At 64.7% G+C, this 26,101-nt stretch carries 27 protein-coding genes; 13 read left to right on the top strand and 14 right to left on the bottom strand.

From position 1 onward, the window contains the following. Nucleotides 1–38: 38 nt before the first annotated feature. From zomB to glf, 5 genes are read right to left on the bottom strand one after another with little or no spacing between them, the layout of a single operon-like run. Nucleotides 39–2,153, bottom strand: a complete 2,115-nt coding sequence (zomB, locus tag MLB1_RS14225; RefSeq protein WP_371750625.1) for a flagellar motor control protein ZomB — start codon at nt 2,151–2,153, stop codon at nt 39–41. Then, nucleotides 2,038–2,976: a decaprenyl-phosphate phosphoribosyltransferase gene (locus MLB1_RS14220; protein ID WP_180750497.1), complete on the bottom strand. Its 939-nt coding sequence runs from the start codon at nt 2,974–2,976 to the stop codon at nt 2,038–2,040. Before MLB1_RS14220 ends, zomB begins: the two co-directional genes overlap by 116 nt. Then, complete coding sequence (locus MLB1_RS14215; RefSeq protein WP_180750496.1) at nt 2,973–3,536, bottom strand: phosphatase PAP2 family protein; 564 nt, start codon at nt 3,534–3,536, stop codon at nt 2,973–2,975. The genes MLB1_RS14220 and MLB1_RS14215 overlap by 4 nt, the downstream gene beginning before the upstream one ends. Beyond that, entirely contained in the window at nt 3,533–5,470 is a 1,938-nt protein-coding gene (locus MLB1_RS14210; protein ID WP_180750495.1) for a glycosyltransferase, read from the bottom strand. Before MLB1_RS14210 ends, MLB1_RS14215 begins: the two co-directional genes overlap by 4 nt. Continuing rightward, the gene (glf, locus tag MLB1_RS14205; RefSeq protein ID WP_358146783.1) at nt 5,463–6,668 is read right to left on the bottom strand and encodes a UDP-galactopyranose mutase; all 1,206 of its coding nucleotides are present in this window, start codon (nt 6,666–6,668) and stop codon (nt 5,463–5,465) included. The genes MLB1_RS14210 and glf overlap by 8 nt, the downstream gene beginning before the upstream one ends. Before the next feature lie 259 nt (nt 6,669–6,927). Here glf and MLB1_RS14200 point away from each other — a divergent pair, with 259 nt between their 5' ends. Further along, nucleotides 6,928–7,731, top strand: coding sequence for a hypothetical protein (locus MLB1_RS14200; protein ID WP_180750494.1), 804 nt, complete (start codon nt 6,928–6,930; stop codon nt 7,729–7,731). Nucleotides 7,732–7,958: 227 nt separating this feature from the next. Continuing rightward, a complete protein-coding gene (locus tag MLB1_RS14195; RefSeq protein WP_180750823.1) occupies nt 7,959–9,689 on the top strand; it encodes an N-acetylmuramoyl-L-alanine amidase in 1,731 nt (576 codons plus the stop codon). A 34-nt stretch (nt 9,690–9,723) separates the two neighbouring features. Here the strand turns inward: MLB1_RS14195 and MLB1_RS14190 are convergent, their stop codons facing one another. The 3 genes from MLB1_RS14190 to MLB1_RS14180 are packed head-to-tail and all read right to left on the bottom strand — an operon-like array spanning nt 9,724 to nt 12,074. Next, a complete protein-coding gene (locus MLB1_RS14190; protein ID WP_180750493.1) occupies nt 9,724–10,542 on the bottom strand; it encodes an HAD family hydrolase in 819 nt (272 codons plus the stop codon). Beyond that, nucleotides 10,539–11,291 carry a lysophospholipid acyltransferase family protein gene (locus MLB1_RS14185; protein ID WP_180750492.1) on the bottom strand — a complete coding sequence of 251 codons (753 nt, stop codon included), beginning with the start codon at nt 11,289–11,291 and terminating at the stop codon, nt 10,539–10,541. Before MLB1_RS14185 ends, MLB1_RS14190 begins: the two co-directional genes overlap by 4 nt. Continuing rightward, the gene (locus MLB1_RS14180) at nt 11,292–12,074 is read right to left on the bottom strand and encodes a 1-acyl-sn-glycerol-3-phosphate acyltransferase (RefSeq protein WP_180750491.1); all 783 of its coding nucleotides are present in this window, start codon (nt 12,072–12,074) and stop codon (nt 11,292–11,294) included. Between the two features lie 127 nt (nt 12,075–12,201). On the opposite strand from MLB1_RS14180, the gene MLB1_RS14175 reads away from it, so the two are divergent. Beyond that, nucleotides 12,202–13,392: a saccharopine dehydrogenase NADP-binding domain-containing protein gene (locus MLB1_RS14175; RefSeq protein ID WP_180750490.1), complete on the top strand. Its 1,191-nt coding sequence runs from the start codon at nt 12,202–12,204 to the stop codon at nt 13,390–13,392. On the opposite strand, the gene MLB1_RS14170 is transcribed toward MLB1_RS14175, so the two are convergent. Further along, nucleotides 13,389–14,162, bottom strand: a complete 774-nt coding sequence (locus MLB1_RS14170; RefSeq protein ID WP_180750489.1) for an SDR family oxidoreductase — start codon at nt 14,160–14,162, stop codon at nt 13,389–13,391. The two genes, MLB1_RS14175 and MLB1_RS14170, sit on opposite strands and share 4 nt — an antisense overlap. Nucleotides 14,163–14,206: 44 nt before the next feature. Between MLB1_RS14170 and MLB1_RS14165 the strand changes: the two genes are divergently transcribed. From MLB1_RS14165 to MLB1_RS14155, 3 genes are read left to right on the top strand one after another with little or no spacing between them, the layout of a single operon-like run. After that, entirely contained in the window at nt 14,207–14,929 is a 723-nt protein-coding gene (locus tag MLB1_RS14165; protein WP_180750488.1) for an aminoglycoside 3'-phosphotransferase, read from the top strand. Nucleotides 14,930–14,968: 39 nt separating this feature from the next. Then, nucleotides 14,969–15,532: a CHAP domain-containing protein gene (locus MLB1_RS14160; protein WP_180750487.1), complete on the top strand. Its 564-nt coding sequence runs from the start codon at nt 14,969–14,971 to the stop codon at nt 15,530–15,532. Then, entirely contained in the window at nt 15,529–16,266 is a 738-nt protein-coding gene (locus MLB1_RS14155) for an AAA family ATPase (protein WP_180750486.1), read from the top strand. Before MLB1_RS14160 ends, MLB1_RS14155 begins: the two co-directional genes overlap by 4 nt. Nucleotides 16,267–16,295: 29 nt before the next feature. On the opposite strand, the gene MLB1_RS14150 is transcribed toward MLB1_RS14155, so the two are convergent. Next, complete coding sequence (locus MLB1_RS14150; RefSeq protein ID WP_180750485.1) at nt 16,296–16,739, bottom strand: MarR family winged helix-turn-helix transcriptional regulator; 444 nt, start codon at nt 16,737–16,739, stop codon at nt 16,296–16,298. Nucleotides 16,740–16,858: 119 nt separating this feature from the next. On the opposite strand from MLB1_RS14150, the gene MLB1_RS14145 reads away from it, so the two are divergent. After that, nucleotides 16,859–18,412 (top strand): MBL fold metallo-hydrolase, encoded by a 1,554-nt coding sequence (locus tag MLB1_RS14145; RefSeq protein WP_180750484.1) that lies wholly within the window; start codon nt 16,859–16,861, stop codon nt 18,410–18,412. On the opposite strand, the gene MLB1_RS14140 is transcribed toward MLB1_RS14145, so the two are convergent. From MLB1_RS14140 to MLB1_RS14125, 4 genes are read right to left on the bottom strand one after another with little or no spacing between them, the layout of a single operon-like run. Beyond that, nucleotides 18,409–18,867, bottom strand: a complete 459-nt coding sequence (locus tag MLB1_RS14140; protein WP_180750483.1) for a nitroreductase/quinone reductase family protein — start codon at nt 18,865–18,867, stop codon at nt 18,409–18,411. The genes MLB1_RS14145 and MLB1_RS14140 overlap by 4 nt on opposite strands. Nucleotides 18,868–18,914: 47 nt before the next feature. Then, entirely contained in the window at nt 18,915–19,736 is an 822-nt protein-coding gene (locus tag MLB1_RS14135) for a DUF5718 family protein (RefSeq protein WP_180750482.1), read from the bottom strand. Beyond that, on the bottom strand, nt 19,733–20,989 hold the full coding sequence (gene serS / locus MLB1_RS14130; RefSeq protein WP_180750481.1) for a serine--tRNA ligase: 1,257 nt from the start codon (nt 20,987–20,989) through the stop codon (nt 19,733–19,735). The genes MLB1_RS14135 and serS overlap by 4 nt, the downstream gene beginning before the upstream one ends. A gap of 21 nt (nt 20,990–21,010) precedes the next feature. After that, complete coding sequence (locus MLB1_RS14125) at nt 21,011–21,460, bottom strand: ankyrin repeat domain-containing protein (protein WP_219603151.1); 450 nt, start codon at nt 21,458–21,460, stop codon at nt 21,011–21,013. 85 nt (nt 21,461–21,545) lie between these two features. Between MLB1_RS14125 and MLB1_RS14120 the strand changes: the two genes are divergently transcribed. The 6 genes from MLB1_RS14120 to MLB1_RS14095 all read left to right on the top strand — a co-directional run bounded on the left by MLB1_RS14120 (nt 21,546) and on the right by MLB1_RS14095 (nt 26,064). Further along, nucleotides 21,546–23,192, top strand: a complete 1,647-nt coding sequence (locus MLB1_RS14120; RefSeq protein ID WP_180750479.1) for a septum formation family protein — start codon at nt 21,546–21,548, stop codon at nt 23,190–23,192. 28 nt (nt 23,193–23,220) lie between these two features. Beyond that, entirely contained in the window at nt 23,221–23,571 is a 351-nt protein-coding gene (locus MLB1_RS14115) for a metallopeptidase family protein (RefSeq protein ID WP_180750478.1), read from the top strand. A 145-nt stretch (nt 23,572–23,716) separates the two neighbouring features. Beyond that, nucleotides 23,717–24,088: a PE family protein gene (locus MLB1_RS14110; RefSeq protein WP_180750477.1), complete on the top strand. Its 372-nt coding sequence runs from the start codon at nt 23,717–23,719 to the stop codon at nt 24,086–24,088. A gap of 3 nt (nt 24,089–24,091) precedes the next feature. Further along, the gene (locus tag MLB1_RS14105) at nt 24,092–25,129 is read left to right on the top strand and encodes a PPE domain-containing protein (RefSeq protein ID WP_180750476.1); all 1,038 of its coding nucleotides are present in this window, start codon (nt 24,092–24,094) and stop codon (nt 25,127–25,129) included. Beyond that, nucleotides 25,126–25,869, top strand: a complete 744-nt coding sequence (locus MLB1_RS14100) for an ESX secretion-associated protein EspG (RefSeq protein WP_180750475.1) — start codon at nt 25,126–25,128, stop codon at nt 25,867–25,869. Before MLB1_RS14105 ends, MLB1_RS14100 begins: the two co-directional genes overlap by 4 nt. 54 nt (nt 25,870–25,923) lie before the next feature. Then, nucleotides 25,924–26,064 (top strand): hypothetical protein, encoded by a 141-nt coding sequence (locus MLB1_RS14095; RefSeq protein WP_180750474.1) that lies wholly within the window; start codon nt 25,924–25,926, stop codon nt 26,062–26,064. Nucleotides 26,065–26,101 lie beyond the last annotated feature (37 nt).

Raw genomic sequence — 26,101 nt, 5'->3', positions numbered from 1 at the left:
CACGGAAATCCGCAGGCCGTGGTCTTATACGCGCGCGATTAAGGGCCGGTTGCCGGTAGGCCAGTGTACTGAGGAGTATCCAATTTCGGTACCGGTAAACCGCATCGGACCAGCTCAAAGCGCGGAACACGGTCAATCCGATAGGTGGTGAACTCGTAGGCGTGTAGCAGGTTCGAGGCAAACAGCCGTAGTGACAGCGGCTTACGGATCGAACTCAGCATCGCGTCCGTTTGAGGACACTTGAGCGCCTCCACGGCCTCCGCCACCCAGTCCTGATCGATGTACCGAGGGATATATGGATAGCGCTTGAGCCAGGGCCCGTCGGCAATCACCCAGTCCGGGAAGAGATTCTTGTCATGGCCGATACGCCCGTCCGTGATGCGCGCCGTATGCGCCGCCAACGGATTCGCCAGGCCGATCTGGTCCACAATCCGCACGTCCAGCCCCAGATTCATGCCGAGCATGCCCAGGTTGGTGAACAGCACCGCGTGCGGCCCGCGATACCCGTGCGGAATCGGAGGCGGCGGCGGGATGGCCGGCACCACATCCCATTGGTCGTAGTTCCCCGACGGGAGCAGTAGCGCTCCATCTGGCGTGTTGTCGATCGCCACCAATACCGCGCGCATACGCGGGTAGTTCAGGTAGTCCGCGGCGGTCAGCGGATGTGCGACACCGGTCGCCTGTGCATAGAAACGCCGCTCATCGACGATGCCGCTGTAAGTGACCTTGGTGCCGTCACCGCCCATTCCCGGAGAGTTGGCCGCCCACACCGCCCAACCGGCAATACCAGCGAACAACCCGACGGTGAGCCCGGTGAGCAGACCGGCCTGCCTGCGGGTGAAGGCCGCACTGTCTGGAGCCGCCAGTGGAACCACCGCGATCGGGATCAGCAGGCAGAACACCGGGGTCAACAACACGCGCGCATGCATGAAGTCCCCACCCTGACGTATCCAGTAGACGCCTTGGATGAGACCGCTGCCAAGCATGAAAATGACTACAGCCGTGGGGTTTTGAACAAGCCGCGCCAGCCAGCCGTAGCCGGGGGCAGCCACCTGACGCACCCACCATTGGCCGCGACGGGCCTGGAAGGCCGCCGCGCCGAGCGCGATGAGAAGAACCGTCGGAATCCAGATGAGATACGGCGAGTTCATGTTCTGCAGATAGACGAAACCCTGACCCCACTTGGAGCCGGAGGCGTCCTTGGCGATCGCCGTACTCGGCACGATCAGGCCGTAATAGCCCATCCGGAAGACCTGATACAGCACCGGCAGCGCGCCACCGGCTATCACGATGTACACCCGACTGGTGAACCCTCGCGCGGCGATCAGCATCATCACCAGGAAGCCGCCGCCGATAAGCGCCAGCTCCGGGCGGATCAGCACACTCAGCCCGGCCATGAAGGCCAGCCCTATCGTGAACCGCTTGCCGACAACATCTTTCCGGTCTTTTCGATCGGTATGAACGATTCGGGGGTCCACCGGCTGATGTGGGCCGCCGCGTCGATCGAGGGTCACCGGCATGCGCACCGCCTGCGCCCAGATCACCATCATGAGCCACAGCCCACCCAGATACGCCAGCACCAAACCGTTTTCGAGGCCGGAGGTCGCGAAATCGCGCGCCGGAGGAATGGCGATGTACACCAGCATTCCGGCAGGAACCATCACCGCCGCACGCCCGGCAAGTAACGGCGCATAGAGCCGAGCGGTGCCGAAGATGGCGAGCACGACGCCGACCAAACTCAGCACCAGCGACAACGTCAGCGCCACGTACTCCAGGCGCATACCGCCGCCGGCCCAACCCCCGAGGTACGTCAGGTACGTCCATACCGTGGAGGTGTTGGCCTCCACCCGCTCGCCCTTGTTGAACACAGGGCCGTTGCCCGCCAACAGATTGCGCACCGTACGCAGCACGATGAGTCCGTCATCGGCAATCCAGCGCCGCTGCCAAGCGCCACATCCAAACAGTGCCACCACGGTGAGGGCGCTGACCCACACCGTGAAGCGTGTCAGCCCGTTCGTACCCGGGCCGGGTTGAGTTTTAGGAGAAGTAGAAGGCCGCACCGAGGGATCCGATCCATGCGACGAAGAGGAACTGCAGCACCCTGTCTCCCAAGGCGACCTCCTCGGGCTCACCCGCCTCGCCCCCGTCGACATCGACCGCGTACCGCAGAATCGCGATGGTGAACGGGATCATCGATGCCACGAACCACGATCCAGCGCGGTGATCGCGCTCAAAGGCCCAGAGGCCGTAGCAGACCACGATTGCCGTGGCCGATAGCGTCCACACAAATCGCAGATAGCTGGAGGTGTAACCCTCGAGCGACTTACGGATCTTGGCACCGGTCTTCTCGACGATCTGCAGCTCGGCATACCGCTTACCTGCAGTCATCATCAACGAACCGAAGGCCATGATCAGCAGGAACCATTGCGACAGGTACACCCCGGCCGCCACGCCACCGGCGATGGCGCGAATGAGATACGCCGAGGAGACGATGCAGATGTCGATGACCGGCTGGTGTTTGAGCCCAAAACAATAGGCCAGCTGGATGGCGATGTAGATCGCTATAACGATGACAAGATTGATGTTGACCCGAGATCCGATGCCCAGCGACCCGGCGGCCAGCACCACCGCAAGCCCGTATGCGGCGGGTATCGGTAGCACACCCGCGGCGATGGGCCGGAAACGCTTGGTGGGGTGCTGGCGGTCGGCCTCGACATCGCGGGCATCGTTGATCAGGTAGATCGAGGATGCGGCCATGCTGAAGGCAACAAAGGCAATGGCGACCCGGATAAAAATGCTTCGGTAGTCGTGCGGCGCGATATCGCCGAGGGCCGCCAGCGGGGCCGCGAAGACCAGAATGTTCTTGACCCACTGGCGGGGGCGCACGGCCTTGACGAGCCCCGAGGCGAGGTTCTTCGGCGGACCGGCAGACTGAACCTGGGGGTCCCTCCCGCTCGCGGGGGATTCCTCACTCATCGCTGCTCCTTCGTGGACGCAATCCGACGGTCTGCTTCACGCACGACCAACCCTATAACCGCCCCGAGAGCCGCACCCGCGGCCACATCTGTGGGGTAGTGCACACCAAGAACCAACCGCGACAACGCCATCGGCGGAATCAGCAGCGCGGGCAAGGGCAATCCCGTCAGCGGCGCGAGCAACACAGCGGCCGCCGCGGTCGAGGTGGCATGCGAGGAGGGGAAGCTCAACCGGCTCGGGGTACTGACGTTCACCCGCACCGCCTCATGACTGGGACGGCGACGCCGCACCACACGTTTGATGATCACCGAGGCGGCGTGGGCACCGAAGGCGCCGGCCCCCGCTGCCAGCCAGCTGCGCCGCAGGGGCTTGTCGCGCTTGTTGATGGCGGCGCCTATCAATGCCGCGGCCACCCATCCGATGCTGTGCTCGCCGAAATGCGACAACCCGCGGGCAGTGCTGAGCACCCCGGGCCGTCCGGCGAGTGCCGACTGCACGGCGACGAGAACCGCGGTCTCTCCCTGCGGCGCGGTGACTTCGCCCGGCAGCAGACCGGTCATGCACTCACCCCAGGATTCACGGACTGCGGCGCCGTGTTGTCCTTACCAATGCCAAGGATGTTCTCCCACTGCTCTTTACTGGTCAGCGTCGGCAGCGCGTCGCGGTAGGTCTTGCGCATCTTGTTGAAATTACGCATCAGCTGCAGGTGGCGGCGCACCGACGCGCGCAGCAGCGCAAACATCTTGGCGCGGTCGCGCTGGCGGTACACCACACCCCGCCCGTCGGCGGTGGTCACGGTGACGCCATCGACACGACACAACAGGAACCAGCGAGCATCCTGGGTCGCCACATTCAGCTCCGGGCGCACGTGATGCGCGGGGTCTTCCTTCTTGAGCTGGTGGATCACACCACGGGAGAGCCGGATCCCGATGGCGGGCAAGGAGACCGGCGGTTTGTGTACCTTGCGGCGTCCGGACGGGGACGGCAGCGAGGTGGCTGTCGGGAGCACGACGGCGTCCGGGAACTCCTGACGCATCTTGCGTACATCGGGCAGCGCGGACTCCAGGATGGACGCGATGTGCGCGGGTCCGGCCAAGAAGTCGTCGATAGCCCGGTTCTGGATGGCCACAGTCGAGTACTCCAGGCACAGCAGGTGCTTGAAGGTGGCCTTGAGTGAGCTCCCCAGCAGACCGCGAATGTTGTTGTCCCAGTGCAGTGCCGCGACGACCAACCGGTTACGCAGGTGGAAGTAGGCCTGCCAGTCGATGGCGTCGTCCTTATCGCTCCAGGCCATATGCCAGATCGCGGTGCCAGGCATGGATGCGGTGCCAAACCCATGCTCGTTGGCACGTATCCCGTACTCCGCGTCATCCCACTTGATGAACAGCGGCAGTGGCTGCCCCAGCTCCTCGGCGACCACGCGCGGGATCATGCACATCCACCAGCCGTTGTAGTCGACGTCGATACGCCGGTGCAGGTCCGGCGATTCCGCCAACGGCTCCTCGGCGAAGTCGTGGTCATAGTCGGCGAACGGCGCGCTGGTCCACATGAAGTTGTCGCGGTTGACCATCTCGCCCATCACGTGCAGGTGCGAAGGCTCTTGCAGGTTGAGCATCTGACCGCCGACGAGCATGGGGGACTTGGCAAAACGACTCAACGCCAGCGCCCGCAGGATCGAATCCGGCTCGATCCGGATGTCGTCGTCCATGTAAAGGATCTGCTCGCAGTCGGTGTTCTCGAGCGCCTCGTACATGACCCGGCTGTAGCCGCCCGAACCACCGAGGTTCGGCTGGTCATACACCCGGAGCCGGTCGCCGAGCGGCCCGGCGGCGGCATCCCACTCGGGGTGGTCCTTGGCCTTCTTGGTGCCCTGGTCAGGCACGATGACGGCGGTGATCACCTTGTCCACCTGGGGATCCGAGGTGAGCGCCTTGAGCGCATTTACGCAGTCATTGGGGCGATTGAAGGTCGGGATGCCGACGGTGATGCTGGCCCGGCCGGGTGCCCGCGTCGGCGCGTACCAGCCCGCGTTGTGCACCGCGACCTCGGTATCGGTGGTGATGTCGAACCAGATCCAGCCACCGTCCTCGAACGCGTCGAGGCCGACCTCGAATTCAGTCACGGTGTTCGCCCCGCTGAACTGAGTGCCGCCCACGGTGATCCGCGCGCCGGTGGCCTTGGACCGGTACACATCAACGCGACCGGCACCGGACAGCTCGATGTGCAGCACCACGTTTTCCAGCGTCGACCAGCGGCGCCAGTAACTCGCCGGGAAGGCGTTGAAATAGGTGGCGAAGGACACCTCGGACTCCGCGCCGATCTCCAGCGTGGTGCGGGTGGGTGCGTGTGCCCGTCTGTCATTGGTGTCGGACTCGACGATGTACAGCTTGCGCACGTCGAGCGGTTCACCCGGGCGGGGCAAGATCACCCGCGACAGCAGGCTTACCGCATGCGATTCCGTCGAATCGATGGGGCCAAATGGGATGTCACTCATTGTCGTCACCTCCGGACAGGGGCGCACCGTCGGCCAGGTGCGGCGCCAGCACGTTGTCGTACATGCTCAGCGCACTGGCAATCGCCATGTGCATATCGAGATATTGATAGGTACCTAGCCTGCCACCGAATAGCACCCTGCCCGAAGCTGTTTCCTGCTTCGCTCGGGCGCGGTAGGCGGCCAGGACGGTCCGATCGGATTCGGTATTGATCGGGTAGTACGGCTCGTCACTCCCCTCGGCGAACCGCGAGAACTCCCGCATGATCACGGTCTTATCCGTCGGGTAGGCCCGCTCCGGATGAAAGTGACGGAACTCGTGAATCCGCGTGTAGGGCACATCGGCGTCGTTGTAATTCATCACCGGGATCCCCTGGAAGTCTCCGGTATCGAGCACCTCGACCTCGAAATCCAACGTCCGCCAACCTAATCGGCCCTCGTCGTAATCGAAGTAGCGGTCCAGCGGTCCGGTGTACACGACCGGCGCATTGGGCGACTCCGTGCGCAGGTCTTCCCGGACCTCGAACCAGTCGGTGTCCAGGCGCACCTCGATCCGCTCATCGGCCGCCATGTTCTGCAGCCATGCGGTGTACCCGTCGACCGGCAACCCTTCGTAGGTGTCGTTGAAGTACCGGTTGTCAAAGGTGTAGCGCATCGGCAGCCGGGTGATGTTCCCGGCGGGAAGCTCCTTGGGATCGGTCTGCCACTGTTTCGCGGTGTAGGCCTTGACGAACGCCTCGTACAACGGGCGCCCGATCAGCGATATCGCCTTTTCCTCGAGGTTGGTGGCGTCCTCGGTGGCGATCTCGGCGGCCTGCTCGGCAATAAGTGCCCGGGCCTCGTCGGGGGTGAAGTAACGGCCGAAGAACTGCGACACCAGCCCCAAACCAAGCGGGAACTGGTACGCCTGCCCCTTGTGCAGCGCGAAGACGCGGTGCTGGTATCCGGTGAAGTCGGTGAACTGCCGCACGTAGTCCCAGACCCTCTTATTAGAGGTGTGGAACAGGTGGGCGCCGTACTTGTGTACCTCAATACCGGTCTGCGGTTCCGGCTCTGAGTAGGCATTGCCGCCGATGTGGTGGCGGCGCTCGACGACAAGCACTCGCTTGTTCAGCTGAGTGGCGGCACGCTCGGCGATGGTGAGGCCGAAAAACCCGGATCCGACGACGATCAGGTCGAACTGTTGGTTTTCTCCGGTCACGTGCAGTCAGGGTACTGGACCCCCCTGCCATCGCCGGGCAGGGCGCTCGCTCGCGGCCGCCAGCGCGACGTACCCATCTGATCGCAATTGGCTCACGATTTGATTTCGTCCCACTAGTAACACCAGTAACTCTGGTTACCATCGAAAGCGTTGGTTCCGGTGCCGATCCGCCGATCCGACACCCGCGGGAAATCCCGCGACATCACACGCAAAACCGCAGAACACCATAAGTGATCGACCCGATATTGAGGAGACTTCCGTGCCTAATAGTCGCCGCCGCCGGCTTTCGACAGCCTTGAGCTCGGTCGCCGCGCTGGCCGTTGCAAGTCCGTTTGCCATCGCCCTCGCGACCAACATGACCCAGGCCGCCGCGCCCGCGCCCTCGCAGCAGGAATTCGTGCAGGCCGCGATCGTGTCCGACCTGCCCGGTGAGGTCATGGGTGCAGTTCAACAGATGACGTCGCAGTTCGGCGTCCAGATCCCCGGTCTGTCCGGTCTCAACATCCCCGGTTTGGGTGGTGGCGCGCTTGGCGGTGCCAACTCGGCGATTTCACCGGGTGGCCTCACCACGCCGGGCGGTCTGACCAGCCCGTCGGCGCTGACCAACCCAGCGCTGACCAACCCGGGCCTTACCAGTCCGACCGGATCCACTACCCCGGGTCTTACCGACTCGGCGTTGACCAACCCCGGCCTCACCAACCCAGCCGCTCCGGCGACGACCGCGGGGCTCACTCCCGCAGCGGGTACCGGTGCGACGGGTGTGAACCCGGCTCTGACCGACCCGGCCGCGACCGGGGGGCTGACATCCCCCGCCGGTGAAATCCCGATCACGCCGAACCCGGCGCTGGGCACCGGCCTGACCAACCCGGCCCTGGCCGATCCCGCGCTTGCGGGCCTCGGTACCCCCGGGCTCGGCGGCGGCAGTGGACTGGGCGGCGGCAGCAGCCTGATCAGCGATGCCATGTCGGCCGTCAACCAGCTGGGTATCACCCAGGCGGTCGACCTCATCAAGGGCGCCATCCCGGCGGCCGCCTCCGCGGCGGCTCCGGCTCCGGCCGGCTGATCCACACAAGCTAGATAGCGAAACGACACCGCAGGGCACAGAGGCTCTGCGGTGTCGTTGCGTGTGATGAACCCGTCAAATATCAAGATCGCCCATTGGCGCGTGTCGAATCACCAGTCACATTTGTCTCATACGTAACATTCCTGGTGGTCGTGTCACTCCGTGTGACACGTCCGGTGTCATCCAGGAGATAAGACGTGCGCGTACGACCAGTACGACTCAGCAAGATGCCCGTGAAGCGGCAGCTTGCGCTGGCCGTTGCCGCGACCGCGACGGTAATGACCGTCAGCGTGGTCGATCACCTCAAGACCGAACAGGCCGACGAGACCGCCATCACCACGCAGTCACTGCAGAATGCCGCGACTCATGACGTCTTGACCGCTGAGGTGGGGCTGCCCGGCCCGAGCACCCCGGCCACCGTGCACGACATTCATCAGGCCGACTCCTTCAGCCTCATCGCGGTGCGCGGCGGGGACCTCGCCTCCGTCGACGTGTCGGTACGGGCACAACAGACCGACGGCAAATGGGGGCAGTGGTACGAACTCGATCCCGTGGAATCCGGTGATCCGACCGCCGAGCACAAGGGGATCCCCGCAGCGACGGAACCGGTGTTCGTCGGCTCCACCCATTCGGCGCAGGTCGCGGTGCAACCCAAATACGGCGCGAACGTCAAGCCCCCGAGTGGCCAGGCGCAGGCCGCCGGTGCGGCCGCGCCCAGTCTGGGTTACCGGCCCGCGAGCATCGAGCAGCCGCTGACCACCGGACTCGATGCCATCCTCATCAGCCCCAAGCTGGCACCCGACGGCGGACGGTTCGAAGAACGGTGGTCGGCACCGGTGGCGCTGCCACAAGCGGGACCACGGATCGTCACCCGCGCCCAATGGGGCGCCAACGAATCGGACCGCTGCCCACCGGTTTTCAACAGGGACGTGCGCGCGGGGGTGGTCCACCACACCGCCGGAAGCAACAACTACTCGCCATACGATTCGGCCGCCATCATCCGAGCGATCTACGCGTATCACACCAAAACTCTCAAGTGGTGCGATATCGCGTACAACGTCCTGGTGGATAAGTACGGCCAGATCTTCGAGGGCCGCTTCGGCGGGATCACCAACAATGTGCAGGGCGCACACACCGGTGGATTCAACGAGCACAGTTGGGGCCTCGCGCTGATCGGCGACTTCACCCGTGACGAGCCTTCCCCCGCGATGCTGCAATCCGCCGGCCGGATGCTGGGCTGGCGGCTGCGGCTGGCCGGGGTGGATCCGCGCGGACAAGTGGACCTGGCTTCGGAGGGCGGCCCGTTCACCATGGTGCCTGGCGGAAAAGTCGTCACGCTGCCAACGATTTTCACGCACCGCGACGTTGGCAACACCGAATGCCCGGGTGAGGCCGCCTACCGTCTGATGCCCCGGCTGCGCGATATCGCGGCGGGTGCGGCCAATGGAGACCCGCCCGATCTGGTGGATTCGATGCGCGGTGGCGCCATCTACGACACCTGGATGCGGCTCGGCAGCACCGACAGCGACCTTGGTGCACCCACCTCCACTGAGCAGCAAGCCGCCGGCGACGCCCGCTTCGCCACCTTCCGCAATGGCGCGATGTACTTCTCCCCCGGCACCAGCACGCATCCCGTCGTCGGGGCGATCTACCACGCCTGGGCCGAAACAGATTTTGAACGTGGGCCTTTGGGCCTACCGGTGACCGATGAATTGAGCGAGCCGAACATCATCGTGCAGAACTTCCAGAACGGCTCCCTGATCTACGACCGGGCCAGTGGCCGGGTATCGAGTGTGGTCAGCGGGGAGACCCGTGAGGTGCTCGGGGTGGCACCGGTGGCGCCTAACGGCTTACCTGAACAGTTCTCAGCACCCGCACCCCCCGCGGCACCGCCACCACCCCCGCCAGCCCCTCCGCCTCCGCCACCGCCGATGGAGCAGTTCGTTCCCGCCGCCTAGGCATCAGCCGGAAGCGAGACGGGGCGTAAACGCCTCAGCCCCACCAGCGTTCGAGAACCTTAGCCACACCGTCGTCATCGTTGGTGGCCGTGACCTCGTTTGCCGCGGCGCGCGCGTCCGGGTGCGCATTGCCCATCGCCACTCCATGGCCGGCCCAGCGCAGCATGGCCACATCATTGGGCATATCGCCGAAGGCAATGACCGAATCCGGCTGCACCCCCGCTTGATCCGATACAGCGGCCAATCCGCTGGCCTTGCTGATCCCGGCGGGCATCACCTCGATGAGCCCGTTATCGGTCGAGTAGGTGATGGCCGCACCAGCCGCGAGCACCAGTGGTTCCAGCACCGCCGCCATATCCGAGCTGCGCGCTCCGGCCTTGCGCACCAATAGCTTCACCGCCGGAAAGCTCAGCAGATCGACCAGGGACACCTCGGTGTTATCGGGGTTCAACCAGGCGTGCTCGTATCCGGGCGAGCTCACAAACTGCGGCGTCGCGGCGTCGTGTGCACTACGGCCCACCCGCTCCACCGCCAGACCCGCCCCGGGAATGGCCGACTGCACGAGTTCAGCGAGCACGGCCAGCTCCTCTGCTTCCAGCGTCGCCGCCGATATGATCCGGTCCTTATCAGCGTCGTACAACACGGATCCATTGGCACACACTGATATTGGCGCAAAACCGAGCGCATCGACGATCGGGGTGATCCAGCGGGGTGGACGTCCGGTGGCAAGCACGAAGTGGGTGCCGGATTCGACGGCGGCAGTGATGACGGCACGAGTCCGGCCGGACAGCACCTCGTCGGAATCGATCAGCGTCCCGTCCACGTCGGACGCGATGAGCGCGGGATGGGTCATCGGCGACCCGGGTCTGTCCTCTTACGCGCACGCTCTGCCAGTTCAGCCTGATCCAAGAGCTGAGCTTCTTCCAGCGTCGGCGCGCTGCCACCCAGGCGACGCGGCAACCAGTAGGCACCGGGCTCACGTGAGTAATCGGCCTGCGCCTGCTCCAACAACTGCTCCATGACGTTACGCAATGCCGTGGTGGTCCTTTCAAAATCCTCGCTTGCGGCCAACGACGGCCCTACCACCACATTGACAGGAATCTTGCTGTGGCGCAGATTTTTTGGATGGCTCTTGGTCCAGATGCGCTGGGCACCCCATACGACGAGTGGGACTATCGGCACGCCTGCCTCATGGGCCATGCGGGCGGCGCCGGTCTTGAACTCCTTGAGTTCGAAGCTGCGACTAATGGTCGCCTCCGGGTACACACCGATGATCTCACCGCTTCGGAGGCTGCCCACTGCGGCCTCGTAGGCCCCGTGGCCCGCACTGCGGTCGACGGGAATCGCCTTGGTGTGCTTGATCAGATAGTTGACGATCGATACTTCCTGCATCTCGGCCTTGACCATGAAACGCAACCGGCGGCCCGCCTCGACGCTCGCCAACGCAGCCGGGAGAAAGTCGACGTAACCGGTGTGGTTGATCGCGATCACCGCACCACCACTGGCCGGAATCTCTTTCAGGCCTCGATATTCGATCTTGGCCCCGGTCAGGAAGACCGCTGTGTTGGCGGTCATCTCGAGGAGTCGGTAAACCGGTTCCATCTAGATTTCCTTCTGGGCCTGCTTTTCTGCCTCACGTGCGGCGCGCTGAGCTTTACGTTCGGCCGCGTCCTGGGCGTCCCATTGGGCGGCCTCGGCCAGCGTCGGCGCGGATCCACCCAGCCGATGCGGCACCCAGTACTCACCGGCCGGATGCTGGCCGTAATCGTCCTGCACCTCGAGCAGCAGGTGCTGCATGCGTGCATGAAGTAGCGCGGTCAGATCCGGGACCGACAGGGTCGGCTGAATGGGTGTGCCCACCGCGATAGAGATGGGAGTGTTGCTACGCCCCAGATTCTTGGGGTGCCCCTTGGTCCAGATGCGCTGCGCGCCCCAGATGACATGCGGGACTATCGGCACGCCGGCCTCGATGGCCATCCGCGCGGCCCCCGACTTGAACTCCTTGATCTCGAAGCTGCGGCTGATGGTGGCCTCCGGGTACACCCCGACGAGTTCACCGGCCTTGAGCTTCTCGACCGCCTCGGCGTACGAGGCGGACCCGTCGGTGCGGTCGACCTCGATATGGCCGAGCGAGCGCATGAGCGGCCCACCGATCTTATGGTCGAAGACTTCCTTCTTCGCCATGAACCGCACCTTGCGCCCCTTCTTCTGAAGGAACGCCGGCAGTCCGGCGAAGGTGAAATCCATGTACCCGGTGTGGTTGATCGCCACCACCGCCCCGCCTTCAGTCGGCAGGTTCTCGATACCCGTGACGGTGAACTTCAGGCCTTGAACAGCCCATACGGTGCGGGCAAGCCCGATCACCGTTCCATAGACAGGCTCCACGTGACGAGCCTAGCGCTGACCGTCCGCTTCGCGCACTCGAGATACCCGTCCTAGGGTCACTCAAGCCTATATCGTTCATAGTTGATACGATCGTATTTACTTTGATCATTTGGAGAAGGGTTGCAACATGAGGGTGATCGCATTGGGCGGGCCGGGAGCCATGGGCGCAGTAGCGGCGCGTGTCACGGCACTGCGCGGCGATATCGACGAGCTCGTCATCGCCGACCGCGACCTCGCCGCCGCAGAACTCCTTGCTGCGCAGCTTGATTCGCAATCGAGCACCCACGTCAGCGCCACCCGTGTCGACGTCACCGACACCGCAATGCTTCGCGCGGCGCTCGACGATGCGGACATCGTCGTCAACACCGTCGGCCCGTACTACCGGTTCGGCCTCGCGGTGCTGCAAGCGGCCATCGAGACCCGCACCCACTACATCGACATCTGCGACGACTGGGAGCCCACCATCGAGATGCTCGCGCTGGACGGTTCCGCGCGTGAAGCCGGTGTCTGCGCCGTTGTCGGCATGGGCGCAAGCCCCGGCGTCTCCAACCTGCTGGCCACCCACGCCGCGCGCGAACTCGATGCGCTCGAGGACATCTACACCGCCTGGCCCGTGGACGTCGCCCAGCCCGCCAACTCCGATGACCCGTTCGCCACCCCGGACGGCAATCCCACCGCGGCGGCACTGCACTGGATGCAGCAGATCAGCGGGACAGTCGCGGTGGTGCGCTCGGGCGCACTGACGCATGAGCCACCGCTACAGGCGATACAGCTGGGGCTTCCGGGTGACCGCGCGGGCACCGCCTACACGGTGGGGCACCCCGAGCCGATCACCTTGAGCCGCACCCTGCGGCCCACCGGCGCCTCCGCCAACCTGATGCTGCTCAAACCCGCGACCGCGGCGTACCTCGACGCGATCCGTCGCGATATCGACCGTGGCCTGCTCACCAACGACACCGCAGCCCGCCTCGTCCACAAGCCGACGCTGGTCCGCGGAATGCGCGCGCTATGGCAGGGGAGGCAGTACGCGACCGCGGGCACGCTGCCGCACTTTTTCGCTGCCGCTACCGGACGCAAAGCGGGCCGACCCTGGACATCGGTGGCCCATATCGACCCCATCGCGATGCCGCCCGATATGGCCGAGGCCACCGGAGTTCCGCTGGCGCTCGGGCTTTCGCAACTACTTGTCGACTCCGCCCGCACACCGGGTGTGCACCCGCCGGAGACCGCCATCGATCCGGCCGTCTTCTTCAGCGATCTGGCCGCCCATGTCGGGCGTGATTCTGTAGTGGTGGCCGAACAGGGACCGGCGGCCTAGCGCTGCACGAGCCCGCCGCCGTCGGCAACGATCACCTGACCGGTGATGAACGAACCCGCATCCGATAGCAGCAGCAACGCCGGCCCGATCATCTCGTCGGTAGAGGCCAGGCGTCCCATGAACGACTGCGCGGCCATGGCATCGATGATCTCCTGCGGGTTCTGTTGCAGCATGTAGGTGTCGACGGTGCCGGGGGCCAAGGCGTTCACCCGGATACCGCGGCCCGTGTACTCCGCCGCCATCGACCGAGTGAACGACATGAGCGTGGCCTTCATCGCCGCATACATCGACAGCATCGGCACGTACTGGAATGCCGCCACCGACACCACATTGAGCACCGAGGCATGCTCGCTGGCCGTCAGGTGGGGCAGCGCCGCCTGCACCAGGAACACCGGCCCACGCACGTTGACGTCGAACGACTTGCCCAGCGCATCGGGCGTGTAACCGCCCATGGGCTGCGCGATCGGGTTGGCGGCCGCGTTGACCACAATGTCGATACCGCCGTACTCGTCGACCGTGCTCGCGACCAGCCTGTCGATATCCTCGAGATCTCCCATGTGGGCGGGCACACCGAGCGCTCGATACCCCTTGTCGTGCAGTTCACTCGCTGCCTGAGTGCAGGCGTCGGCCTTCCGGCTCGACACCACCACCGATGCCCCGCAGGCACCGAGGGCCTCCGCGATCGCATACCCGATTCCCCGGGTACCGCCCGTGACAATGGCGGTGCGGCCCGACAGGTCGTAAAGCGCTTGGAAGTCATTGAGGTTCACGCTCGGCACGCTACTCGCTGGCCAACAACCGGCAGACTGAAACGGTGACGATTCCGACCGAGCCGGTGGCCATCCCCGAAATCGTGTCGCAGCTCGCGGCGGGACGCTCGATACTCCCGGTGTGGAACAACGAAATTGGCGGTCGCACCTTCCAAATCGGCGATGGGCCCAGCCGCGAGTTCGTGAAGGTATCGGCGCCGCACCCGGAGATCGACCTACAGGCTGAGGCCGAGAAGCTCACCTGGACGAGCCAATACATGACGGTTCCCGTCGTGCTGGGCGTCAACACCGACACACCACTGCATTGGCTGCACACCGCCGGCATCCCCGGAGATAGCGCGGTGGCGCCCCGCTGGGTCGACAACCCTGAAACGGCAGTCCGCGCCATCGGTTCCGGGCTGCGTGCCCTGCACGACCGGCTGCCCGTCGAAGGCTGTCCGTACAGCTGGTCGGTGGCCGACAGACTGGCCCGCGTGGCGGACCACACCGACCTGACACCGCACCCGCCGATCGATCACCTGGTGGTCTGCCACGGTGATGCCTGTGCGCCCAACACTCTCCTCGACGACTACGGGAACTGGTCTGGGCATGTGGACTTCGGCGACCTGGGCATCGCCGATCGCTGGGCCGACCTCGCGGTGGCCAGCTGGTCGCTGGAATGGAACTACGGCGCCGGGTGGGATGCGACCTTCCTCGAGGCCTACGGCGTCACAGCAGACTCCGAACGCATGGCCTACTACCGGCGGCTTTGGGATGCCGAGGACTAGTGCCCGGGGCGGCGGGCAAATCTCCGTAATCTGGAGTGCATGCGTCCTCCGACCCGCCGGGCATTGCTCCTGCTGGCACTCGTCACGACCCTTGTGGTGGTGGCGAGCGGTGCCATCGGCTTCTACCGTTCCCGCACCGCAACCCCGGCGTTTCCCGTCGTCAACACCTCTGCACTGTCGCCGGGACGCGCAGCCGTCGTCCGCATCCTCGGGCAGGAATACGCCGAGCAGGCGGGAATGGCGAAGTACTCCGAGGGCAACGACGAGCCGTGGTGTGCCGACTTCACCAGCTGGGTGATGCGCGCGTCGGGCACGCCGTTCGCCAACCCGAACTCAGGGCACTGGCGCATCCCCGGGGTGCTGACGTTGACCTCGTATCTCAAAGACCAAGGACGATACGAGACCCGCGACTACTCGCCGCGGCCCGGCGACATGGTGTTGTACGACGAACCGAGCCCAAAGGGCCAGCACGTCAACATCGTGCTCATCAACGACAACGGCACCCTCACCACCGTCGGGGGCGGCGAGGGCCGCGGAGTGGGGTTGTCGACCTATGCGGCCACTGATGACCTGGGCATCACCGGGTATGGGCGCTACGAGTGATCCTGCGTCAGATCACGATCGAGCGCGAAAGGCTGACCGCCGCCTGGTATTTGGCGATTCCCTCGATAGCGCAGATCGCAGCGGAGCCCCTGCGGTTGACCACCGGCGTCACCGTGATCGTCGGGGAGAACGGCTCCGGCAAGTCCACGTTCCTGGAGGCGGTGGCCACGTCATGGGGCGGTATCGACGCCCTAGGCAACCCGACGCGGCTTCCGGGTGCGGTCAAATACTGGGCGCCACCACCCGGCCGTGAAGACACCGATCTCTCGTGGGCGGTGACATTCGACGCCGAGCATCCACGCCCCGGCGGGGGATGTTTCCTGCGCGCCGAGGCCATGCACCAGCACTTCACCACGGTCGACCAGCGCACCCCCCAGCAGATCTTCACGGGCAACCTCAACGAGCGCTCTCATGGTGAGTCGTTTCTGGCCTTCCTTGCCGAGCGGGATATGGAGCGCGGGCTTTTCATCCTCGACGAGCCCGAAGCTGCGCTCTCCTTCACCTCGTGCCTGCAGTTGATGGCGATGCTCGACGCCGTCGTCGCCGCGGGGTCTCAGGTCATCATGGCGACCCACTCCCCCGTTCTGGCGGCATTCCCCGGCGCCACCATCCTGGAGTTCAGCGAGGACGGCGTTCAGCGACAGGACTGGCAGAACCTGGAGATGGTGATCCACTGGCAACGGTTCCTGGCCGATCCGCAGTCCTATCTGCGCCACCTGTTCGAGGCGCCGTGACCGGGCTCTGCTGACGCAGCACTCCTCCGCTAAATGCCGCTCGACTGCGCGGACATCCGGTGGGTAAGGCCTTCGAGAATCGCGGCGGCTTCGGCGAGGGTGCGCTGCTCATCGGACGGCAACGTGCTCAGCCACGGATCGAGAACGGACTGACGCTCGGCGCGCATGGCGACAAGGGCCTCACCCCCCGCCGGGGTCAGCGTGATCCGCTGCGCCCGCTTATCGGTGGGGTCGACACGGCGTTCGACGTATCCGGCGTCCTGCAGTCGCCGCAGCTGCACCGTCATGGTCGGCTGGCTGCAGTGATCGGCCAGCGCCAGCTCCGAGATCCGGGCGTCCGCCATCTCACCTACGAGAGCGAGAAGCCGCGCCTGTCCGGTGGGTACGGGCAGCTGGGCCTGGCTGGACACCCAGCGGTTGAGCCGCGCGATCACGGTAAGGACGTCGGCGGTAAGGCCATCGGTGGTGGTCACGAACCCAATTTTACGTAGCTTCTCTAACCATCTATCTCTGGTCTAGAGGATTTCGGTGCATTTTCCCGCGGTACGCGCACACTTTTGCACCGAAACCGCAGCTCGATAGGCTGGGAGCCATGCGAGTCACCAGTGTCGGCCACGCCGGATTCTTCATCGAGACGGCGGCAGGCAGCATCCTCTGCGACCCCTGGGTCAACCCTGCGTACTTCGCCTCCTGGTTCCCGTTCCCCGATAACAGCACCCTGGACTGGGACCGACTCGGGAACTGCGACTACCTCTACGTCTCGCACCTGCACAAGGACCACTACGACCCAAAGAACCTCACCGAGCACGTCAACAAGGACACGGTGGTGCTGCTGCCCGACTACCCGGTGCCGGACCTTCGGCGCGAGCTCGAAGGGCTGGGTTTCCACACCTTCGTGGAAACCCAGGACTCGGTGAAGCATCGCATCAGCGGCCCCAAGGGCGATCTGGACATCATGATCATCGCGCTGAGGGCTCCGGCCGATGGGCCCATCGGGGACTCCGGCCTCGTAGTATCCGACGGCACCACAACGGCTTTCAACATGAACGATGCACGCCCTGTGGATCTGGACGTCCTGGCCGAAGAATTCGGCCATATCGACGTGCACATGCTGCAGTACTCGGGTGCCATCTGGTACCCGATGGTCTACGACATGCCCGCCCGCGCCAAAGAGGCCTTCGGCACACAGAAGCGCCAGCGCCAGATGGATCGGTGCCGTCAGTACATCGCACAGGTTGGCGCCACCTGGGTCATCCCATCCGCGGGGCCACCATGCTTCCTGGATCCCGAGCTGCGCGACTTGAACGACGACCAGGACGATCCAGCGAACATCTTCCCGGACCAGCTGGTCTTCCTGGACCAGATGCGCCGGCACGGCCACGACAAGGGCTTGCTGATGATTCCGGGCACTGTCGCCGATTTCACTGGCTCCGAACTGAATTCGTTGACGCACCCGGTGTCCGACGAGGAGGCCGAACACATCTTCGGCGCAGGCAAGGCCGCATACATCGAGGCATACGCTCAACGGATGGCTCCCGTGCTGGCCGGCGAGAAGGCGTCCTGGGCGCCCGCCGAGGGCGAGCCACTGCTTGGCCCACTGCGTGCCAAATTCGAGCCGATCATGACACAGACCGATCAGATCTGCGATGGCATCGGCTATCCGGTGGAGCTGCGACTCGGCGCCGAGACGGTGGTGCTGGACTTTCCCAAACGCATTGTCCGCGAGCCGATTCCCAATGAGAAGTACCGTTACGGCTTCGCGATCGCACCCGAGCTGGTGCGCACGGTGCTACGGGATGACGAGCCGGACTGGGTGAACACCATCTTCTTGTCCACCCGTTTCAAGGCCTGGCGGGTGGGTGGCTACAACGAGTACTTGTACACGTTCTTCAAATGCCTCACCAATGAACGCATCGCCTACGCCGACGGCTGGTTCGCCGAGGCCCACGACGACAGTTCATCGATCACGCTCGACGGTTGGGAGCTGCAGCGCCGCTGTCCCCACCTCAAGGCCGACTTGTCGAAATTTGGCGTGGTGGAGGGAAAGACGCTCACGTGCAACCTGCACGGGTGGGAGTGGAACCTGGAGAACGGCCGCTGCCTGACCTCCAAGGGACACGAGCTCAGATCGAAGAGGCTCAGCTAGCTCGGGACCAGCTCGAACATCGGAATCACCCGGTCGATGCGCGACTGATAATCGCCGAAGAACGCGTACTTGGCCACCAACGCCGGGAACATCTCCGCGCGCTGCGCCGAATTCAGCTCGCACACGACGGCATCGTAGGTATCCGGAACCACCTCGACCTTGACCGCGGGATTGGCGCGCACATTGAAGATCCACGCCGGGGGATTCTGCTGCCCACCATTGGATCCGACAATGAACCTGCGCCCCAGGTGCTCGAAGTAGCCCAGCGGTGTCAGCCGTTCAATTCCCGATTTGGCGCCGGTGATCCTCAAGATAAGCACCGACATCTCACTGTCCGGCACTCCCGGCAGCTTGCCGCCGTTCTCGCGGAGCAGCTTGATCATCCGGTTATTGTGTTTCTGCACACCACTTTCAGAAAGTTCCCGGTAGGTATCCGAGGTCACACCTTCGGTCATGCGTCGACGCTAGCGGGAACCCCGCCGCACCGCGTCAACTCTCCCGCCTAGTGGACGCTTCGCACCCGCTGCCGCAGCTCAGACACCTCATCGGATTCGGTGGAGTAGACGCGCACCACCGCCTCGTCACCTGCCTGCAGATACGTGGACTCCCCCAGCGGTGTGTACTTGGTCGCGCCGATGCCGATCAGCACATGCGTCGGATGCCCGGCGGCCACCATGAGTGCGCCCACGTCCTCCAGCGGCGTATCCGGAGAACCCTTTTGGTTGTCCAGCCGCTCGGTGATCCAGTCCAGCAGAACCTCACCGTAGTAGGAGTATCCGAGCAACGGGCTGTCGACGCCGTACTCATGCTCCTGCCCATCCGCGGTGTGCAGCTGGCAGCTCAGCCGCAGGGTGGCGGTCGGCCCGTCCGGGGTGAGATCGCCAACCTCAAAGAACTGTTGCGCAACACCTTTCGACGCAGCACCCCAGTTCTTCTTATAGCTGATCTTCGGTGCGTTGGGCCGCCGGATCGAGCAGTCGTTGAAGGCACCCAGCGCGAACGGCTCCAATGACGCGACGATGTCTCCGCGCCAGTGCACCCGGCACGCCAAGCCCACCTCGGGCTCGATCTGCAGGTTCAGCGGGGTATCGCTCTCCGGCAGCACCGTCGCGTCGTGCGAGAGCGGGAAGTGTCCCAAGAACCCGCTATCGCCGGGGGCGTACCAGGGGAAGATCCCCTTGGGGGCGGATGTCCCGGCGGGAGTATCCGTGACGACATTCACGAAATCCGCTGACTCCCCGGCCTGTTCGAGATGGCCGGCAAAGTTCCCGGCCACCCCGAAGCCGAACCAGGTACGCAGTTCCCCGAGGTCCAGCTCGATCACTTGGGCTCCAACACTTCGGTTCCGACGAACGGAACCAGAGCCTGAGGCACCCTGACGCTGCCGTCGGGTAGCTGATGGTTCTCCAGGATGGCCACCAGCCACCTGGTGGTCGCCAGCGTGCCGTTGAGAGTCGCAGCCGTCTGCGGCTTGCCATTCTCGTCGCGGTAGCGCACCGCCAACCGACGTGCCTGGAAGGTGGTGCAGTTGGAGGTGGAGGTCAGCTCTCGGTAGGCCTGCTGCGTGGGTACCCATGCCTCACAGTCGAACTTGCGCGCCGCGGACGAACCCAAATCACCTGCTGCAACATCGATTATGCGATAGGGCACGTCGATATGGGCCAACATCTGCCGCTCCCAGCCCAGTATTCTGTCGTGCTCGGCCTCGGCGTCCTCAGGCTTGCAGTAGACGAAGGCCTCGACCTTGTCGAACTGATGCACACGCATGATGCCGCGGGTGTCCTTGCCGTAGCTGCCGGCTTCACGACGGAAGCAGCTTGACCACCCCGCGTAGCGCAACGGCCCGTTACCCAGGTCGAGGATCTCCCCGGAGTGGTACCCGGCGATCGGCACCTCGGATGTGCCTACCAGGTACAGATCGTCCGCCTCGAGGTGGTACACCTCATCGGCGTGCGCACCCAAAAATCCTGTGCCACCCATGATTTCGGGCTTGACGAGCACCGGCGGGATCAGCAGGGTGCAGCCGTTGGCCACCGCGGTCTGTACGGCCAGCTGCAGCAGGCCCAGCTGTAGCAGTGCGCCGTACCCGGTGAGGAAGTAGAACCGCGCGCCAGACACCTTGGCACCGCGCTCCATGTCGAACAGCCCCAGCGATTCACCCAATTCCACATGATCCTTGGGGTTTTCGATGGCCGTCGGCTCACCTACCAGCTCGCGGACCACGAAGTCCTGCTCACCGCCGGCAGGGACTCCGTCGATCACCACGTTGCTGATCGACTTGTGCGCCTCGGTGAACGCGGCCTCCGTAACAACCTGGTCGGCCTCGGCGGCCTTCACCTGCGCCGCAAGTTCGGAGGCGGCCGCCAGCAGTGCGGGGCGCTCCTCGGGCGTCGCCTGGCCAACCTTCTTACTGGCGGCCTTCTGCTCGGCACGCAAGGTGTCACCCGCGGAAACGGCGGACCGCCTCGCGACATCGGCATCGAGCAGCACATCGACGAGCGCCGGATCCTCGCCCCGCAGACGCTGCGAGGCACGCACCGCGTCGGGGTTTTCACGCAGAAACTTCAGGTCGATCACGCACTGAAGACTACGGGGACGTCAGGCCCCGAACAGGCTCAGGTACTCGGCCTTGTTGAACATTCGTGCCGCATCGAGAGCCGACGGCGTCCCCGCCGCGGGATCGGCCCCCGCCTTCACAAGGATCTCGACGATATCGTCGGCGCCTTTGAACACCGCCCCCGCCAACGGGGTCTGCCCCTTGTCATTGGCGCGGTTCACATCGGCGCCTCGCGATATCAGCGACCGGACCGTTGACGTGTTGCCGTGATAGGCGGCGAGCATGACCAAGGTGTCGCCGGCCTCATTTGTCAGGTCCACGGGTGCGCCGGAGTCCAGGTAGGCAGCCAGAGTGGACGCATTGCCTTCCCTGGCCATATCGAACAGTTCGTGGGCGAGCGAGGCGACCTGCTCGGCGACGCGGGCCTGATGCTCTGCGTCGCCCGCTGGAGTGTCCCCGGCGTCGTCGCCGTCATAACGGTCAGGTCCCATCGTTGTCACAGAGTTCAATCTAGCCGCGCATACGGACTGCATCGCTGGGCTAACCCTTGTCGTCACCTGTAACAATGACTGCAGTATGAGTGACGAAGCCGAACCCAAGCCGAACGTCGAACAGGAAGAGTCCGCCGCGGGCGAATCCGCCAACGACGAGCTGGGCCACGACACATCCGGAAACTCCACAGCCGAGTCTCCGGATGCTGCCGCGCCGCCCGTGGAAGCCTCAGACACCCCCACCGAATCTGCCGAGGCCGCCGAATCGCCACAGGCGGAAGTCCTGGAATACCCAGATATCCACGATGCCGACAAGGCTCACGCCGACGAGCTCGAGGACCAGAACGACGCCGCGCCGAAATCCGAGAAACCCCACTGGTGGGAAGGCTTGAAAGAGGGGCTCAAAGAGCGGTCCACACACCGCGCATTGCTGCTCGTCACCTTTGGCGGACTGTTCATCGCAGGCCTTACCCAAGCGCTGCCGGATGGCTGGACCTCGGCGGACCGTTTGGTCAACAAGATCGACTCCAACCCCGTGCCGAGTACCGGCGCCCCGGGCAACAGCACCTTCAACTCCGCCAAGGCCGGTGAGTGCCTCAACTGGCCCGCCTCCACCGCCGATGTCAGCATCGTCGACTGTGTGAGCGATCACCGCTTCGAGGTTGCCGAATCCATTGACCTGCGCACTTTCCCGGGCAAGGAGTACGGCCCGGATTCACCGCCACCCACGATGGGTCGCATCCAGGAGATCAGCCAGGAGCAGTGCCAAGTCGCCATCAACCGGTACCTGGCAGATCGGTACGACCCGAATAGCCGTTTCACCATGGGCATGCTGTGGTCCGGCGAAAAGGGCTGGTCCGAGGCGGGTGAACGCCGAGTGCTGTGTGGACTGCAACTCCCCGGCGCCGACAACCAGCAACAACTGTTCCGCGGCAGGGTGGCCGAGCAGGATCAGTCCAAGATCTGGCCGGTGGGCACCTGTCTGGGCATCGACTCCACCACGAATCTGCCCACCGAGCTCCCGGTGGACTGCAGTAAGGCCCACGCCATGGAGATCACCGGGACGGTGAGCCTGGCCGAACAGTTCCCGGGGTCGGTTCCGCCCGAGCCCGATCAGGACGCGTTCATCAAGGACAACTGCACCCGGTTGACCAACGAATACATGGGCAACCCAGATGGGTTCCGCGCCACCACGCTGACGCTGTCGTACAACACAATCACCTTGCCCAGCTGGACCGCCGGTAGCCGGCAGGTGAGCTGCAATATTGGCTCTACCTTGGGTAACGGCGCATGGTCGACCCTGGTCAACAGCGCCAAGAGCGGGCCACTGCTGATCAACGGGCAGCCGCCGGTGCCGCCGCCGGATATCCCCGCAGACCGGCTGAACATGCCGCCGATCCCGCTGTCGACCACCCCGGCCCCCACTCCGACACAGCAACCCACCTACACGCAGCAGCCGACGTATACGCAGCAGCCAACCCGCACCCAACAACCAACACAGCAGACGACGCAGCAGCCGACACGGACGTCTCAACCACCGACATCCTCTGCCGCGCCGAACCCCAGCAACCCTCCCGGCAACACGATCGTGACGACGCTGCCTCCGGGCGCGGGTCCACCACCGCCGCCGGCTGGCCCACCGATGGACGGTCCCCCCATGGAGGGGCCGCCGATGGAGGGAGCGGTACCGGGGCAGGCGCCTGCGGGGGCTCCGCCACCCGGGCCGGCCTAGCTGTGCCTGCCTCCGACGCCGACGCCTAATGCCTGTCCAGATGAGCGAGCAACGGTTCGAGGAGCTGGTATCCGACGCTCTCGACGCTGTACCACCGAAGCTCGCCGCTGCCATAGACAATGTGGTGGTACTGGTTCAGGACCGTCATCCAGAGGATTCGGACCTCCTCGGGCTGTACGAGGGCATCGCGCTTACCGAACGCGACAGCTTCTACGCCGGTGCACTTCCGGACACCATCACGATCTATCGCGAGCCGTTGCTGGAGATGTGCTCCAGCGAACACGAGGTGGTCGATGAGGTGACGATCACCGTGATTCACGAGATCGCTCATCATTTTGGTATCGACGACGAGCGATTACACCAGCTGGGCTGGGGCTAAAGATGCGGCTGGGGTTTGCTGGAAAAAAACGCAAAAATCTTGGAGAATGATGGAACCGAATAGAGGGATCCGCCGTCCTTCTCTAGTGAAAGGGCAAATCTGCCCTTAGGACGACGCGAGACAAGTGGGGGAAAGGGGACAGAAGATGGCTGATGTACCGGCGCCCGCCCAGCGTGAGGAAATCCGTTGGGATCTGGCCAGCCAGCCGGGGACTGTTCTGCAGGTCGATCCGGATGTGATGAAGGATGCCGCTGTCGAGTACGACGCGATGGCGCACCGACTGCAGGACGCTCTCGACAAGCAGCTCGAGGCGGCGAAGTTCGGCTCGGCGGGCCGTGACGAGGTGTCCACCGCCGTTGCGAACGCCTCCGCGAAGACCAACGAGAACTTCGAGAAGGTCGCCAAGGACGGCATCGAGCAGCTCAAGCGCATCGCCGAGGCATTCCGACGGAACTCGCAGGCCTTCGTCGACCTCGAACGCAACAATGCCGCCCGTCTCAATGGTGTGGGGGAATAGATCATGACCGGATTCACTGGTGTCAACTGGGTGGCCCGCAAGGCAAAGAAGCTGGCCCTAGACCTGACCACGGGTGCAGGCCCGACCCATGTCGTCGACAGCGCGCTGTCCTGGCAAGAGATCAGCACCGCGTTCGCCGAGGTGCACGAAAACAGCCTGCGCGTCAGCGAGCTGCTCACGGAGGGGTACCGCGGGCCGCACGCCGAGGACGCACTGAACAAGCTGACCCCGTTCACCGAATGGGTCGAGAAGATGGCGGGACTGACCCAGGAGGTCAGCGACACCGCGAACACGTACGCCGAGTCGTACAGCACCGCGGTCCTCGATATGCCGCATATCAGCGACCTGGCTCAGCTTGAGAAGGCCAAGTCCGAGGCACTGTCTGCGGGCGGACCGCTCTTCGGGCTCTCCGCCACCACCGAGGGCATGGAACAGGACCTCGATCTGCAGGCCGCCAAGGCCATGGAGACCTACGAGTCGGCCAGCGAGCCCGCAGCCAAGGTAGTCGAATTCCCGCCCGCTCCGGAGATCATCAAGTACCCGGAAGAGAAGTCCGAGGCCAACAGCGGCAACACCGGTGTTAGCGCTGCAGGCGTCGGCTTGTCCGAGATGGGCCCGAGCCCGCTGAGCCCGGACTCGATTCCCGGTGTGCAAAGCGCCCGCGCGGCGGCCGTATCGATGACTGCCAACCCGATCTCCGCCGGTGGCGGCGGTTTTGGAATGGGCGGGATGGGTGCCCCGATGGCCGGCATGATGGCCGGTGGTGCGCTGGCTGCCAGCGCAGGCAAGGGCATCAAGGCCGGCAGTGGCGGCAAGAAGGATGAGAACGAGGACGACGAGAAGCTCGCCGCCATCGGCGCCACCGGTGTCTTCATGGGTGACGAGAGCAAGCCCGTCGAGCTGCCGGACATCCTGACCAACAAGTCCGGTAGCGATAAGGTCGCCGATTTCGAAAGTGTCGACGCCGCATCGCTGTTCGAGCGCGGAGGCTCGAAGGGGGCGGTGGCGCCACCGGTTCTCGGCGCGAGCGCGGAGCTGTGACCGTCCGCCTGGACTTCGACGAACTGGAACTGACCCGCGAGATCACCGGGAACGATCTCTTGCCGGTTGTGCTGGCAGCGGGTCCGCGCCACGAGGACGAAGTCGCTCACCGAGATGCCCTGGAGGGTGCGCGTTCCAGGCTCAAGGAACGCAACCTACTGAAGGGCGAGGACCTTCACCCGACGCTGCGCGACATGCTGACCTCGGCCAGCAGGGCCACCGGCCAGGTGGCAGTGCGGCGCTGGGCGGGATCGCAGATGCTGCGGCTGTGCTTGGTCGAACACGGCGAGGCGCATGTGCTGCTGGTCAACGACGGCGAAGGTGTCGCCATGCGGTCGGTGACGGGTTCACTCGGCGCCGAACTGTGGCGCTACCTGGGCGATGCCACACCGCTGAAGTTCGGGTCGATCAACGCGCCCGCTGAGCAGCTGGCACTGGCGCTCAATGCCGAGCCCGGCGATATGGCCCGTCGACTCATGGCGCTCGGCGCCACCAAGGTCGACGCGGTAAGTGTCGCGAAGGCGATGGCTCGTCGCGGCGCGATGACCGAGATCACCGCGATCCGACGGATCGACGGCGTGACCGATCGCGCACCGGGCGGAGTTGCCGTGTACGACACCGCCTTTGGGCGGATCATGGCCACCCCGAGCACCTCCAGCGACGGCGCCCTGTGGGCGACGTTGACGCCCGCGACCCCGCAACGGATGGGGCACGCGCTCAAAAGCCTCGGCCTGGAGTAGGCGGACAACACGCCGCGGGGCCGCCGCTTTGCGAGAAGGCGCTGCCATGTCTCGATGATCTTGTCGGTCTTACGTGCAGGTGGCGCGGGCTACCCGGCGCCAGCAGTCCACGACCTGGCGGATCTCGGACGCACCGACAGGGTCAGCACACACCGCACGCCCAACACCACGAACACGTCGGTCGACGCCTACTAGCCGGAGAACCGCCCGCTCGGCTACCGCGACTTGTCGG

The organism is Mycobacteroides sp. LB1 (genome assembly GCF_013449725.1).
In the GTDB taxonomy this organism is placed as follows: domain Bacteria; phylum Actinomycetota; class Actinomycetes; order Mycobacteriales; family Mycobacteriaceae; genus Mycobacterium.
The sequence above is the reverse complement of the archived record's forward strand: the minus strand, read 5'-3'. Positions and strand labels throughout refer to the sequence as shown.

Coding starts and splice junctions, on each gene's coding strand:
- MLB1_RS14220 (WP_180750497.1), bottom strand. CDS start 2,976: ATGAGTGAGGAATCCCCCGCGAGCGGGAGGGACCCCCAGGTTCAGTCT.
- MLB1_RS14115 (WP_180750478.1), top strand. CDS start 23,221: ATGCCTGTCCAGATGAGCGAGCAACGGTTCGAGGAGCTGGTATCCGAC.
- MLB1_RS14190 (WP_180750493.1), bottom strand. CDS start 10,542: ATGACCCATCCCGCGCTCATCGCGTCCGACGTGGACGGGACGCTGATC.
- MLB1_RS14095 (WP_180750474.1), top strand. CDS start 25,924: ATGATCTTGTCGGTCTTACGTGCAGGTGGCGCGGGCTACCCGGCGCCA.
- MLB1_RS14145 (WP_180750484.1), top strand. CDS start 16,859: ATGCGAGTCACCAGTGTCGGCCACGCCGGATTCTTCATCGAGACGGCG.
- zomB (WP_371750625.1), bottom strand. CDS start 2,153: ATGTCGACGGGGGCGAGGCGGGTGAGCCCGAGGAGGTCGCCTTGGGAG.
- MLB1_RS14215 (WP_180750496.1), bottom strand. CDS start 3,536: ATGACCGGTCTGCTGCCGGGCGAAGTCACCGCGCCGCAGGGAGAGACC.
- MLB1_RS14120 (WP_180750479.1), top strand. CDS start 21,546: ATGAGTGACGAAGCCGAACCCAAGCCGAACGTCGAACAGGAAGAGTCC.
- MLB1_RS14210 (WP_180750495.1), bottom strand. CDS start 5,470: ATGAGTGACATCCCATTTGGCCCCATCGATTCGACGGAATCGCATGCG.
- MLB1_RS14195 (WP_180750823.1), top strand. CDS start 7,959: ATGCCCGTGAAGCGGCAGCTTGCGCTGGCCGTTGCCGCGACCGCGACG.
- MLB1_RS14185 (WP_180750492.1), bottom strand. CDS start 11,291: ATGGAACCGGTTTACCGACTCCTCGAGATGACCGCCAACACAGCGGTC.
- MLB1_RS14105 (WP_180750476.1), top strand. CDS start 24,092: ATGACCGGATTCACTGGTGTCAACTGGGTGGCCCGCAAGGCAAAGAAG.
- MLB1_RS14175 (WP_180750490.1), top strand. CDS start 12,202: ATGAGGGTGATCGCATTGGGCGGGCCGGGAGCCATGGGCGCAGTAGCG.
- MLB1_RS14110 (WP_180750477.1), top strand. CDS start 23,717: ATGGCTGATGTACCGGCGCCCGCCCAGCGTGAGGAAATCCGTTGGGAT.
- MLB1_RS14140 (WP_180750483.1), bottom strand. CDS start 18,867: ATGACCGAAGGTGTGACCTCGGATACCTACCGGGAACTTTCTGAAAGT.
- MLB1_RS14160 (WP_180750487.1), top strand. CDS start 14,969: ATGCGTCCTCCGACCCGCCGGGCATTGCTCCTGCTGGCACTCGTCACG.
- MLB1_RS14125 (WP_219603151.1), bottom strand. CDS start 21,460: ATGGGACCTGACCGTTATGACGGCGACGACGCCGGGGACACTCCAGCG.